This is a genomic window from Mucilaginibacter gossypii, assembly GCF_017569325.2.
GTDB classification, from domain to species: Bacteria; Bacteroidota; Bacteroidia; order Sphingobacteriales; family Sphingobacteriaceae; genus Mucilaginibacter; species Mucilaginibacter gossypii.
Map to the genome: position 1 here is coordinate 1,175,440 of NZ_CP071878.2, position 12,704 is coordinate 1,188,143.

Consider the following 12,704-nt stretch of genomic DNA (forward strand, 5'->3'; position numbering starts at 1 on the left):
GTTTGTTATAAAACTATACGCTTTCCTTCTTTTATTGACCGCTTGGCGGCATCCAGGATTTGCATAACAATCATATTGTATTTTAATGATGAACGGTCATCCGGGTGCCTGAGCGGATTTGCGAGGGCCGAAGTAAAATAGGCTACCGGCGCATCAGCTGGTGCTACCAGTGGGGCGGCTTTATAACCTCTTACACGGTTATTAACTTTTATTTCAACACTATCCTTATCGAAGGCATGGATATAACCCTTAGCACCGAAAATCTCCATGTCCTTGATACTGAAAGGCCAGTTCCAGGAGGCTTCAATTTGCCCGGTGGCATTGGCGTATTCAACCAATATGGTGGCATCATCCTCAACCTTCGGATATACGGTTGGTTTATAATGCCTTGCGATAGCGGTTACTGCTATCGGGCGCTGGCCCTTCATTAGCCAGGTCATCAAATCGGCGCCATAGCAGCCAAAATCATTTAGGGCGCCTGCACCATTTAATACAGGATCTGTTAACCAGCTCAAAAAGTCTTCGCTGCAGCCAATTTCGCGTGGCCCCTGGTGCCCGTCATGCACCACCATTTTACGGATCAAACCTATGCTGTCCTGCTTAACGGTATTATAAACATCCTGAAAGGATGGGTACCAGGTAGTTTCATAATTGGTTAATACTTTGACGTAGTATTTAAGGGCCAGAAACTCCATACGTTTAGCCTGCTCAAGGGTGGCGGCCAACGGTTTTTCAACCATTACAGAAATACCTAAGGGTGCGCAGGTCTCCACAATATCCACATGTTTGCCAACAGCGTTGTAACCCAACACAATAGCAGGCTTACGGGTGGTGCACATTTTCCTTAGGTCATCAAAAAACAGGGAATCGGGCAGGTTATATGCTTTGCCAAATTTTTCCCAAAGCTTTTTATCAGGTTCGGCAATGCCTACAATATTTACGTTTCCTTTTCGGTACTCACTTAATATGAGGTGGATATGGTCATGGTTTAAGCCCATAATACCTACTTTTAGCGTCGGTACGGGCTTGTGTATCACCGGTATGGTGTCTTTTTTTGCCTTGTTAACTGAATCGGTAGGTGCCGTAACCGAAGGGGCTGGTGCTGTACCCGGTGGCGGAGGTGTTGTTTGTGCCGATGCGATAGTTATGCAGCTTAAAAAGAGCGTAGTTGTAGTGAGCAGTAGTTTTAATTTGGTTTTCATGATTGGTGGCGATGTATACGTTTATCTCAAAATAAGGATGGATTTCCTCCCAGCTTTATCTTTCCTAAATGTTTGTAGGCAGCTTCAGTAGCTTCACGGCCGCGAGCCGTACGCATTAAAAAGCCTTCCTGTATTAAAAACGGTTCGTAAACCTCTTCAATTGTGCCCTCGTCTTCACCAACTGCTGTTGCAACGGTTTTTAAACCTACAGGACCACCTTTAAACTTATCAATAATGGTAAGCAGGATCTTGTTGTCCATTTCGTCCAGTCCGTGACTATCTACATTTAAAGCGTTCAATGCATACTGGGCAATCTCCGTATCAATCTTGCCATTTCCTTTGATTTGGGCGAAATCACGTGTGCGGCGAAGTAATGCATTGGCAATACGGGGGGTACCACGGCTGCGGCGGGCGATTTCATAAGCACCTTCATCAGTAATAGGTGTTTTTAGTATCGATGCCGAACGTAGTACAATGGTGGTAAGCAGTTTGGCATCGTAATATTCCAGGCGCGAGTTGATACCAAACCTGGCCCTTAGAGGCGCAGTAAGCAAGCCGGAACGGGTAGTTGCGCCTACCAGGGTGAACGGATTAAGCGAAATTTGTACCGAACGGGCATTGGGGCCGCTCTCCAGCATAATATCTATCTTAAAATCCTCCATGGCCGAGTAGAGGTATTCTTCAACCAGCGGACTTAAGCGGTGAATTTCATCAATAAAAAGGATATCCCCGGTTTCAAGATTGGTAAGCAAACCCGCCAAATCGCCGGGTTTATCTAAAACAGGGCCTGAGGTGATCTTAATGCCTACACCCATTTCATTGGCGATAATGTGTGAAAGGGTGGTTTTGCCTAAACCCGGAGGGCCATGCAGCAATACATGATCAAGCGCTTCTCCGCGCTGACGGGCAGCTTGTACAAAGATCTTTAAATTGGCTAATATTTTATGCTGACCGGTAAAGTCTTCAAATTGCTGCGGCCGCAATACTTTTTCAATATCACGTTCGGCCGGACTGAGACGTTCGCGTTCAGGGTCAAGATGCTCATTCATTGCCAACGAAATTAGTAATTTTTTAGGCTAAAGGTGAAAGGTTAAAGGTAAATGGTTTGTTTCTTTTTTTGTTAGGTTAAAGGCAAAAGGTTAAAGGTAAAAGGTTTTCTATCTTTTTTTAAATGTAAAAAGGCGAAATGATTCTACCTTTCGCCTTTTACCTTTATCCTTTCACCTTAAAGTCATCCCTCCGGGTATTTCCTGAAAATGCTGTTGATCTTCATCTGGATCACGCCTAAAAATGCTTCCCGGAAAATACGCGTCGACATTTTGGAGGTACCGGCAGTGCGGTCGGTAAATATAATTGGGACTTCTACCAGCTTAAAGCCATGTTTAATGGTAGTATATTTCATCTCGATCTGGAAGGCGTAACCAACAAACTTGATTTTATCCAGCTTAACGGTTTCAAGCACCCTGCGTTTGTAGCACATAAAGCCCGCGGTGGCGTCCTGCACTTTCATGCCGGTTATAAAACGTACATATACTGATGCAAAATAGCTCATCAACACCCGGCTCATGGGCCAGTTTACCACGTTTACGCCGGTTACATAGCGCGAACCTATTGCCGCGTCGGCACCATCAATACAGGCTTGCCTTAGTTTCAACAGGTCATCCGGATTGTGCGAAAAGTCAGCATCCATCTCAAAAATATAGTCGTAATGGCGGGCTATACACCATTTAAAACCATGTATATAGGCAGTGCCCAATCCCTGTTTACCAGCTCGTTCTTCCATAAAAAGCCGACCGTCATATTCAGCTTGCAAACTTTTTACTATCTGCGGCGTACCGTCGGGTGATCCGTCGTCAATGATCAGGATATGAAAATCATGAGGCAAAGAGAATACCTTGCGGATCATCCGCTCGATGTTTTCCTTCTCATTATAGGTGGGTATGATTACGACGCTATCAGGCACTGAACGTTATTTTAGAAAATGAGTTAAATGTTTAAGCTGCGAAAATAATCAATTTACAGAGCATCAAAACAAAAAAACAGGAAAGCACATGCAGTCCTGCTTTTTCGAAGTCATATTTTATAGGTTATTCGTGTCGGCAATAACCTCGTTTTCTATATAAGGGTCGGTGATATAGTTTCTTTCTTTAAGACGAGGCGCAACAAACATGAAGATGATGATAAACACTCCAATAAAACTTACGAAAAACCACTCATAGTTGGCGCCAGCAAGATTTTTGGCCCACCAGCCACCGTCTTCAATAAGTCCGTTAACAAGAGCTGTGATCAGGTTGCCAAATGAAACAACCAGGAACCAGATTCCCGACATGGTACTTTTCATGGATTTTGGAGAATGGGTATAAGCATATTCCAAACCGGTAATTGACACCAATACTTCCGCAGCTGAGAGTATTAAAAAGGCCAGCACTTGCCACCACATTGACGGAGAGCCACCATGATCAATACTTACATGTGTAAAACCGATAACTACAAACGATAACGCCGTCAAAATCAAGCCCGCACCAAGCCTTCGTAATGGTGTTGTTTTTAATCCGATCTTATCTAAATTCGGATAAATCACATAGTTAAAAAGCGGGATGAATAACAGGAGGAAAATGGTATTAAATGTAGACATTGAACCTGGTTCTATCTGGAATGAGGTAAAACCAAGATTGATGTTTCGATCCATTTTTGCAGCATACAGCGTCCATTCTGAAAGGCACTGGTCCCAAACAGCCCAAAACGCCAGCGCAAAAAAGAATACTGAAATTACACGGTATACCGCTTTAACTCCTTCAACGCGTTCCGGGTCATAACTTTCTTTGGCAATATCAAGCAATGATTGCCCGGGTTTCTTTTTACTTAAATGGGTAAGTGCATACCAGGTAATAAACACCAGGTTATTTCGGTTTACGCCCTGCGGAGGCACTTTTACATATTTTTTGCGGCCCATAAAAAATATAACAGTTGCCAAACCCATTAATATCCCGGGAACACCAAAAGCCCATTTAGGGCCGTAATATTTGTAAATGGTAGGGATAGCAATCGTTGATAACATAGAGCCTGCATTGATGCTAAAGTAAAACCAGCCGTAAACTTTTGAGAGCAAATCCTGGTTGCTGGCATCAAACTGGTCGCCTACGTTGGCCGAAACGCACGATTTGATACCACCCGCACCGATGGCGACAACAAGCATACCTATCTCAAAGCCACTAAGGCTTGTATCAAACATCGCCAGCAACAGGTGTCCAAAGCAATATACTACAGAAATATAAAGGATGAGCTTGTATTTGCCGGTAAACCAGTCGGCCACCATACCGCCTACAAATGGTAAAGCGTAAGCCACCATAACAAATAAATGGTTCAGCTTATTGGCATGGGCATCAGCCTGTTGGGCTAACGCGGGATTACCTGCAGGGTTAAAGAATTGTTTTACCAGAAAAAGGGTAAGTATCGAACGCATGCCATAAAAGCTAAAACGTTCAGCGGCTTCATTGCCAATAATGTAAGGGACGCTCTTGGGGAATTTTGATTTTAGTGGAGCAGTTTTTTCTTGCATCAGTTAACTTAAAATTTGCTAAAGGTAATATAAATCTTCCAATCCGAAATTTAATACCGAAAGTGTTACAATTTAAACAATAAAAGTGTTGATTTTGGGGCTATTGCTGTTGTTTAATTTCTTAATGTTTTACCGGTAAAAGAGCGCGGTCTTTTGCGGCCTGCTTTTTGGGGTCAATATATTCGTTATCGGTGGCCGAATTGCCGTCGGCAATGTTGCGCATGTCAAGGTTTTCTATATAAGTCCAGCGGCCATCTTTTAATTGGTAGCCATCGTAACTCAAATCGGGGCCAAAGGTTTCAGGTTTGTCTTTACTCCGGCTATCCGGCGCCGAAAGATGGTCAAAAACAATAATATTTTTCTCGGGCACAAATCTTAATAGCATCGATACCTGCCGGGCGTACTCAAATATAACACGGCTGCGGGTTTTGCCATTGCCGTTAAACACGGGCATGCCAAACTGCGGTACACCATTGTTAAATGAAATTGCATCGATCACTTTTTTTGTGGATTTAACGGTATTACCTTTCCACCCTAATAATACATAATATGGTTTGGGGCCGTACACCGGCATTATCTTATAGTATTGGGCACCATACCATTTATGGCTATCGGTTACCGAATCCTCTGGGTTTTTCAATAAAGGCGAATAATCTTCGAGCGGGTACATTTTGAGCGGGCCGCCGGTATTTATTTGAACGGTACCATAAAAGCGATAACTGCCATCGAGGTTTGTAACATGCCAGCTCAGGATGCGAAAACGGTTATCGGGCGAGTTGACAATGCTGATGCTTTTAACCGAATCAAAAGGGAACAGGAATGAGTTATTGACCTTCAGCGCTTGTACCAGTGTTTTAATGAACTGATAATTGGCATTTTTACGCTCCATGTCGTTCTCATCATTTACAATTTTTTTGCCAAGGCGAGTGAGACTATCCTGGTATTCGTTAAGTTTTTTGAGCCTTGTACCTTCGTCATGGTATTGCGCAAAAGTTTGCATGCAAAGCAGTATGGAGAAGATAGTAAGAAGGGTTTTTTTTGTCACTATTTTAATTTAATTAGTTGAGCTTATTTTTTTTTGTCATGGCTTCGTACCTATTATAACAAATTTAAAACGGGTCATGCTGAGCTCGTCGAAGCATAGTGGAGCCTCTGCGCGCGTCCTTCGACAGGCTCAGGATGACAGCCTCTGCACACAATACTAACGTAAATTTTCGATAACCATTGCGCTGGCACCACCGCCTCCGTTACAGATACCTGCAGCGCCATATTTGCCGTTATTTTGCTTTAATACGTGTAAAAGGGTAACAATGATTCGTGCACCCGAAGCGCCGAGAGGGTGGCCTAATGAAACAGCACCGCCGTTAACGTTTACTTTTTCCGGGTCGAGGTTCAAAAGCTGGTTGTTGGCTATTGATACTACAGAGAAGGCTTCATTGATCTCAAAGAAGTCGATATCGGAGTTTTGCAGGCCCGCCCTGTGCAGTGCCAGCGGAATGGCTTTTGACGGTGCGGTAGTAAACCATTCGGGTGCCTGCTGTGCATCGGCGTAGGATACCACCTTAGCCAATGGGGTTATACCGAGTTCATCCGCTTTTTCGCGGCTCATAAGCACTATAGCTGCGGCACCATCATTCAGGGTCGAGGCATTGGCGGCCGTAACCGTACCATCTTTTTTAAATACGGGTTTTAATGAGGGGATCTTGTCAAACTTAACTGTTTTGGGTTCCTCATCTTCGGCGAACATCGTGATATCGCCTTTTTTGTCTTTAAGGCCAACAGGAGTTATTTCATCTTTAAATTTTCCGTCTGCCTGTGCTTTTTGGGCACGCTGGTATGATAGTATGGCATATGCGTCCTGTTCCTCCCGACTGATGTTGCAGTCGGTAGCGCAAAGTTCGGCTGCTGAGCCCATATGATAGTCGTTGTAAACATCCCAAAGACCGTCTTTTACCAAACCGTCAATGATTTGCCCGTTACCTAAACGGTAACCGTTGCGGGCCTTATCCAGGTAATAGGGTACGTTGCTCATGCTTTCCATGCCGCCGGCAACAACAATATCGTTTTGCCCTATGGCTATACTTTCGGCGGCTAACATAATGGCTTTCATGCCCGATGCACAAACTTTATTAACGGTTGTTGCGGGCAAATAGGGGAGCCCGGCAAAAATAGCTGCCTGTGTTGCCGGCGCCTGCCCAACATTGGCCGACATTACATTGCCCATATAAACTTCCTGAACCTGATCGGGGCGTAAGCCCGCTTTTTCAACTGCCGATTTGATGACTGCCGCGCCCAACTGTGTGGCGCCGATAGCAGCCAGGCTGCCTCCAAAACTACCTATAGGCGTGCGCGTAGCCGCTACTATTACTACTTCTTTCATGTGTCCCTCATTAAAATTGGTGGGCAAATTTAGTGATTTGAATGAAAGAAAATACTATGCATGCATAATAAAATTAGTTGGGCAAGAGATTAGAGGTTGGAGGTTAGAGATTAGGGTTTTCGCTTATCCGAACCAGAATTAAAAGACTTAAGAATCTGGCATTTTGTCCATTTATATAATGGGTATTCAACTAATCTCTAACCTCCAACCTCTGATCACTCTTCTTCTTTTTTCTTTTTAACTCCTTTTTTCCTCGCATGCAGGGCTTGTTGCATGAGGTATTCGATCTGGCCGTTGGTGCTCCTGAATTCTTCAGCAGCCCAGCTCTCAATCTCCTTCAGCATGTCGGGGTTAATGCGTAATACAAATGCTTTTTTTTCGGCCATATCAACTTGCGGCCGCTGCCTGGGCCTGTTTTAACAAAACTAAATTTATGCCCAGTAACGCCAGTAAAGGGAGTTCTGGTACTTTTTTGATCATATCGAGGTCCATTTTTACAATAAAAGGATTTTTCCGGCTCCATATTTTGGTTTCTACATTCAGGATATCGCCCAATTGCTCGTTTACCCAGGTGCAGGTGCGTGAAAGGATCTTTTTATTATAAAAAGTAGCCATGAGCCCATTGTTCAAATTGAGCGTTATCTTACGGCTCCAGATCTCTGGTGCCACCAAGCCTGTTTCCATGCCATCGGGCTGCTCAATAACAAGTTTTCGGCCTATCCAGTTCTTGCGTTTTACTATCCAGTTTCCATTCGCTGTTTCGAGTAAGCAAGCACGTTTTAAAGCTCCTGTATAGGTGAGCTTCCCATAGCTAAACTGCCCGTCGGTAAGCTCATACCATGGTCGCCAAAAACCATGCCTCAGTACTGGTAATTCCGACACGCGCAACTGATCAAAGCTTCTAAATTGATCCATGGCATTAATGGTATAAAGTACCTGTATTAACAACAGGGTTAACGGCTTTATCACCGCAAAGTACAACCAGCAGGTTACTTACCATGGCTGCCTTGCGTTCTTCATCAAGTTCAACAATGTTTTTTTCGGATAGCTTGTTCAGTGCCATTTCAACCATGCCAACGGCACCTTCAACTATCAGCTTACGGGCAGCTATTATGGCCGATGCCTGCTGTACCTGCAGCATGGAATGGGCAATTTCAGGAGCGTAGGCCAAATGGGAGATGCGGGCTTCTAATACCTCAATGCCGGCGCGGTCAAGCCTTTCGTTCAACTCCTTCTCCAACATTGAGCTTACCTGTTCGGCGCCACCGCGCAGGGTGATGGCTGCAGTTTCATCCTCCAGGTTATCATAAGGGAAAGAGTTGGCCAGGTGCCTTACTGCAGCTTCGCTCTGGATATTTACATATTGAATGTAATTTTCAACTGCAAACACGGCAGCGGCGGTATCTTTTATCTGCCATACAATAACAGCTGCGATTTCAATAGGGTTACCAATGCTATCGTTCACTTTCAGTTGTTGCCCGTTAAGGTTAAATGCCTTCAATGATACCTTCTTTTTAACAGTGAATGGATTAACCCAGAAAAAGCCGTCAGTTTTTACAGTACCAACATACTTGCCAAAAAGGGTAAGCACTTTTGATTCGTTGGGATTAACAACGATGATGCCAGGAAGTAAAAATATGAGGCTCACCGGAATTAACAGGAAACCGATAGCTTCCAGTCCGGTGCTTAAGCAGAAAACGGCCGCAATTAACAAAGCAATAGCCAAAATAAACACAGAGAAGCCGGATGGCGGGTTAATGGTTTTTTCAGTATTCATGATTTAGTTTGATTTTAAAATGATATCATAAAGATATCAAATTTATTTTTACAAAAGCAAGAAAAACTGCATATAACAGAAACTTATATTATTTTTGGCAGGTTAATCATTTAAATGGCAAAACTATCCACTTCGCGCCAAAAGGCTTTACTGCGCAAATACGCCCGTAATGTTAAGTTTTTGATGATGCTGATTAGTATCGTGCTTATTGTTTACTTTTTACCGAAGCAGGCAAAATTTAGCTACGAGCACGAAAAGGGGAGGATCTGGAACCAGAAAGACCTGGTATCGCCCTATAATTTCGCAATACTAAAAACACCGCAGGAAATCATGGCCGATCAAAAATCGGCGCTGGAAAGCGTAACGCCAATTTACCAGTTGGACGCAGGGATGCAAAACCAGCAGATAGAAGGTTTTAAAGCCGACCTGGAAATTAAATGGCACAATGCCGGTATCAATGACAAACTCAAGTCGAAGTACATTGCTGTCGGCACCGATTTATTGACCGAAATTTACCAGACAGGGGTTTTTAAACCCAATGCCAAATATCAGCAAAGCTCCGAAAATTACCCCATACGGATTCTGGATAAGAATGTGGCCACTGATAAAAACACCAGTGAGCTGTTTACCAAAGAAAAAGCGCAGGCTTATTGTGATAAGGTATTGAGCAGGCATACTGATTTAGATAAAGCCTTCCTGCTCGATCTGATCAGCAACCGCCTCCAAAATAATCTTGCCTATGATAATAACCTTACTTCAAGACTGGAGAAGGAAGTTGTAGATGGTCTTTCGGTAACACGCGGAATGGTGCAAAAAGGAGAGGTGATAGTTTATAAAGGCTCGGTAGTTAATGATGATGTTTATCAAAAACTGGAATCATTTAAAAAAGCCTTTGAGGATAACGCCCGTGTTAACGGTAACAGGAACTTAGTACTCTTGGGGCAATTTTTCCTGGTGGCTATAGCCATATCGCTGCTCATGATTTTCCTGTATCTTTTTCGTAAGGATATTTACGCCGATAACAGGTTGGTAAGTTTGATATTACTGGTAATTACTACCATGCTGGCCACTTTATCGCTCGCTATAAAACTCCAGTTCCCGACTAATTTGTACTATATCCCTTATTGTATAGTACCTATTATTATCCGGATATTGTTTGATACTCGTTTGGCGCTTAATATCCATTTGCTGGTGGTGCTCATAGCCGGCTTTTTTGTACCTAACAGTTTTGAGTTTGCTTATTATGAGATTACGGCGGGTATGGTATCCATCTACAGTATTAAAAACCTTGTACGCCGTGAGCAGTTTTTGATCTCGGCAGTGATCATTATTTTTACCTACTTCGTGGCATTTTTGGGGATTACCTTTATTCGTGAGGGTGATTTCCTGAACATCGACTGGATGGACTTTTTGCCTTTTGTAGTTAGCGTACTGCTTACCCTGCTGGCTTACCCGCTTATTTATTTGTTCGAGAAGGTTTTTGCCATCACTTCCGAAATTACGCTCATCGAACTAACCAATACCAATGCGCCATTGCTGCGCGAACTGGCTTTTAACGCTCCGGGCACCTTTCAGCATTCGCTGCAGGTAGCTAACCTGGCCGAAAACGCTATTTATGCAGTTGGTGGCAATGCCCTGCTGGTTAGGGCGGGGGCGCTTTATCATGATATAGGTAAAATGGAGAACCCCCTGTTCTTTATCGAAAACCAAAGTTCGGGCTTTAACCCGCATGATAAACTGCCGTATGAAGAAAGTGCCCAGATCATCATTCGTCATGTAAGCAGAGGGATTGAAATGGCACGCAAGGCCAACCTGCCCGAGGTAGTGATTGATTTTATCCGTACCCATCATGGTAATACCCGCGTGGATTATTTTTACCAGTCGTCATTGAAAAATTTTCCGGAAAAATTCATTAACGAGAACATTTTTCGCTATCCCGGCCCTATTCCTTTTACCAAAGAAGGTGCCGTTTTAATGCTTGCCGACTCGGTTGAGGCCGCATCGCGCTCATTAAAAGAGCCTGATGAAGAATCCATCAGTGTACTGGTAGACCGTATTGTAAAATACAAGCTTGATCAAAACCAGTTGAAAGACAGTAATATAACTTTGAAAGATATAGAAACAATCAAGGCTATTTTTAAGCGTATGCTAATGAGTATTTATCATGTCAGGATAGATTATTAAAAAATGTAATTTTTTTTTGCGGGGATACTTGAATTACTATATTTGCAGTCCCTGAAAAAAGGGATATAATTAAAAAAAACAAAACGGAGAGATGCCTGAGAGGCCGAAAGGAACAGTTTGCTAAACTGTCGTACTGGAAACGGTACCGAGGGTTCGAATCCCTCTCTCTCCGCTTCGAAAGAGGATCGCAAGTTGCGGTCCTTTTTTGTTGCTACAGGTCCCGTCATAAAAGCCGACACTGTTTACTTACATCCATTAAACGCTTACATTTGCACAAATGGAAGCTATAATATTTTGCGGAATTCAGGCGACAGGTAAAACTACTTTCTTTAAAGAGAGTTTTTTTAACACCCACATGCGTATTTCCTTAGACCAGCTAAACACAAGAAATAAAGAATTGAGGTTTATAGAAACTTGCATCCAAACATCCCATCCATTTGTAATAGATAACACTAATTCTTCCCTGGAAGAAAGAGCAAAATATATAACTATCGCGAAAGCAAATAACTTTAAAGTGATTGGATATTATTTTCAATCTAAGATAACTGATGCCATAAAGCGGAATAATCAACGTGTTGGTAAAGAAAATATCCCTGAAATTGGCATACGGGGAACTTTTAAGCGTCTTGTCTTACCGCAGATAGCAGAAGGTTTTGATGAACTTTATTATGTAGTAGCGGAAAATAATACATTTACAGTAAACAAATGGTTAGATGAAGTTTAATGATTTAGATGAAAAAATGAGGATATATGAGACCTCACAAGACCGCTGCGTACTCCCTGATATGTACATTGTAGCCAGAATTGATGGACGAAGTTTCACCAGACTTACAAAAGAAACACACAAATTCGAAGCACCTTTTGACGAAAAATTTCGGGACTTGATGGTTGAAACAGTAAAACACCTGATGAATTGCGGTTTCAATGTGATATATGGTTATACCGAAAGTGACGAAATATCACTGCTCCTGCACCCAAACGAAAATCTTTTTGGCCGAAAGACCAGAAAATACATTTCCATATTAGCAAGCGAAGCCAGCGCCAAATTCTCCGCATCGCTGGGCAGCGTGGCAGCTTTTGACTGCCGCCTCTCAGAGCTTCCCAATAGAAATTTAGTGGAAGATTATTTTAGATGGCGTAATGAAGATGCACACAGAAACGCCTTAAATACACATTGTTACTGGCGGCTAAGACAAGATGGTTTTACCATGAATGAGGCAACTTCAAAAATCGAGGGGATGAGCATTGCTAATAAAAATGAATTATTATTTCAGTATGGCGTAAATTTCAACAATCTTCCCGCTTGGCAAAAAAGAGGAATAGGTTTGTATTGGAAGGATTTAAAAAAGGAAGGATTTAATCCGAAGACCGATGAACACGTGTTAATTAACCGACGTACACTTTATATAAACATGGAATTGCCCATGCGGGATGAATACAATAAATTTATACATGATCTGGTAGACAAGTACTAAAAGCAGGACTGAGTTTACACTTTCTTAATACTTTTTACAACCTCCAAAATCCCTTCCAGGTGTTCTAACAGGTTTCCACCCGCTGATATTGATTTGTATCTGTTAAAAAATTTTAAATCAAATGGTT

General features: G+C 42.8%; 12 protein-coding genes and 1 tRNA gene. 4 read left to right on the plus strand and 9 right to left on the minus strand.

Translation table 11 applies throughout. The features are described from left to right. Window positions 1–5: 5 nt before the first annotated feature. The 9 genes from J3L18_RS05120 to J3L18_RS05160 all read right to left on the minus strand — a co-directional run bounded on the left by J3L18_RS05120 (window position 6) and on the right by J3L18_RS05160 (window position 8,918). The gene (locus tag J3L18_RS05120) at window positions 6–1,202 is read right to left on the minus strand and encodes a Gfo/Idh/MocA family protein (RefSeq protein ID WP_129569792.1); all 1,197 of its coding nucleotides are present in this window, start codon (window positions 1,200–1,202) and stop codon (window positions 6–8) included. A 26-nt stretch (window positions 1,203–1,228) separates the two neighbouring features. Continuing rightward, complete coding sequence (gene ruvB / locus J3L18_RS05125) at window positions 1,229–2,251, minus strand: Holliday junction branch migration DNA helicase RuvB (protein ID WP_090526672.1); 1,023 nt, start codon at window positions 2,249–2,251, stop codon at window positions 1,229–1,231. A gap of 182 nt (window positions 2,252–2,433) precedes the next feature. Next, the gene (locus J3L18_RS05130) at window positions 2,434–3,165 is read right to left on the minus strand and encodes a polyprenol monophosphomannose synthase (protein WP_129569793.1); all 732 of its coding nucleotides are present in this window, start codon (window positions 3,163–3,165) and stop codon (window positions 2,434–2,436) included. 117 nt (window positions 3,166–3,282) lie between these two features. Continuing rightward, window positions 3,283–4,761: a POT-type proton-dependent oligopeptide transporter gene (locus J3L18_RS05135; RefSeq protein WP_129569794.1), complete on the minus strand. Its 1,479-nt coding sequence runs from the start codon at window positions 4,759–4,761 to the stop codon at window positions 3,283–3,285. Between the two features lie 121 nt (window positions 4,762–4,882). Then, a complete protein-coding gene (locus tag J3L18_RS05140) occupies window positions 4,883–5,806 on the minus strand; it encodes a hypothetical protein (RefSeq protein WP_129569795.1) in 924 nt (307 codons plus the stop codon). A 156-nt stretch (window positions 5,807–5,962) separates the two neighbouring features. Further along, window positions 5,963–7,141, minus strand: coding sequence for an acetyl-CoA C-acyltransferase (locus J3L18_RS05145; protein WP_129569796.1), 1,179 nt, complete (start codon window positions 7,139–7,141; stop codon window positions 5,963–5,965). 215 nt (window positions 7,142–7,356) lie between these two features. Continuing rightward, window positions 7,357–7,527 carry a type II toxin-antitoxin system antitoxin gene (locus J3L18_RS05150; protein ID WP_091162415.1) on the minus strand — a complete coding sequence of 57 codons (171 nt, stop codon included), beginning with the start codon at window positions 7,525–7,527 and terminating at the stop codon, window positions 7,357–7,359. Window position 7,528: 1 nt separating this feature from the next. Continuing rightward, the gene (locus J3L18_RS05155; RefSeq protein ID WP_129569797.1) at window positions 7,529–8,056 is read right to left on the minus strand and encodes a hypothetical protein; all 528 of its coding nucleotides are present in this window, start codon (window positions 8,054–8,056) and stop codon (window positions 7,529–7,531) included. 4 nt (window positions 8,057–8,060) lie between these two features. After that, on the minus strand, window positions 8,061–8,918 hold the full coding sequence (locus tag J3L18_RS05160; RefSeq protein ID WP_129569798.1) for an SPFH domain-containing protein: 858 nt from the start codon (window positions 8,916–8,918) through the stop codon (window positions 8,061–8,063). A 114-nt stretch (window positions 8,919–9,032) separates the two neighbouring features. Here J3L18_RS05160 and J3L18_RS05165 point away from each other — a divergent pair, with 114 nt between their 5' ends. The 4 genes from J3L18_RS05165 (at window position 9,033) to J3L18_RS05180 (ending at window position 12,577) form a co-directional block, all read left to right on the plus strand. Then, complete coding sequence (locus J3L18_RS05165) at window positions 9,033–11,102, plus strand: HD family phosphohydrolase (RefSeq protein ID WP_129569799.1); 2,070 nt, start codon at window positions 9,033–9,035, stop codon at window positions 11,100–11,102. Between the two features lie 85 nt (window positions 11,103–11,187). Then, window positions 11,188–11,274: transfer RNA gene (locus J3L18_RS05170), tRNA-Ser, on the plus strand. 105 nt (window positions 11,275–11,379) lie between these two features. Beyond that, window positions 11,380–11,826 carry an AAA family ATPase gene (locus J3L18_RS05175; protein ID WP_091162425.1) on the plus strand — a complete coding sequence of 149 codons (447 nt, stop codon included), beginning with the start codon at window positions 11,380–11,382 and terminating at the stop codon, window positions 11,824–11,826. Further along, window positions 11,816–12,577: a tRNA(His) guanylyltransferase Thg1 family protein gene (locus tag J3L18_RS05180; RefSeq protein ID WP_129569800.1), complete on the plus strand. Its 762-nt coding sequence runs from the start codon at window positions 11,816–11,818 to the stop codon at window positions 12,575–12,577. Before J3L18_RS05175 ends, J3L18_RS05180 begins: the two co-directional genes overlap by 11 nt. The last annotated feature ends 127 nt before the right edge of the window (window positions 12,578–12,704 follow it).

Bases quoted from the DNA above. Each gene is read 5' to 3' on its own strand.
- J3L18_RS05165 (WP_129569799.1), top strand. From the start codon at position 9,033: ATGGCAAAACTATCCACTTCGCGCCAAAAGGCTTTACTGCGCAAATAC.
- J3L18_RS05175 (WP_091162425.1), top strand. From the start codon at position 11,380: ATGGAAGCTATAATATTTTGCGGAATTCAGGCGACAGGTAAAACTACT.
- J3L18_RS05135 (WP_129569794.1), bottom strand. From the start codon at position 4,761: ATGCAAGAAAAAACTGCTCCACTAAAATCAAAATTCCCCAAGAGCGTC.
- J3L18_RS05150 (WP_091162415.1), bottom strand. From the start codon at position 7,527: ATGGCCGAAAAAAAAGCATTTGTATTACGCATTAACCCCGACATGCTG.
- ruvB (WP_090526672.1), bottom strand. From the start codon at position 2,251: ATGAATGAGCATCTTGACCCTGAACGCGAACGTCTCAGTCCGGCCGAA.
- J3L18_RS05120 (WP_129569792.1), bottom strand. From the start codon at position 1,202: ATGAAAACCAAATTAAAACTACTGCTCACTACAACTACGCTCTTTTTA.
- J3L18_RS05160 (WP_129569798.1), bottom strand. From the start codon at position 8,918: ATGAATACTGAAAAAACCATTAACCCGCCATCCGGCTTCTCTGTGTTT.
- J3L18_RS05145 (WP_129569796.1), bottom strand. From the start codon at position 7,141: ATGAAAGAAGTAGTAATAGTAGCGGCTACGCGCACGCCTATAGGTAGT.
- J3L18_RS05155 (WP_129569797.1), bottom strand. From the start codon at position 8,056: ATGGATCAATTTAGAAGCTTTGATCAGTTGCGCGTGTCGGAATTACCA.
- J3L18_RS05180 (WP_129569800.1), top strand. From the start codon at position 11,816: ATGAAGTTTAATGATTTAGATGAAAAAATGAGGATATATGAGACCTCA.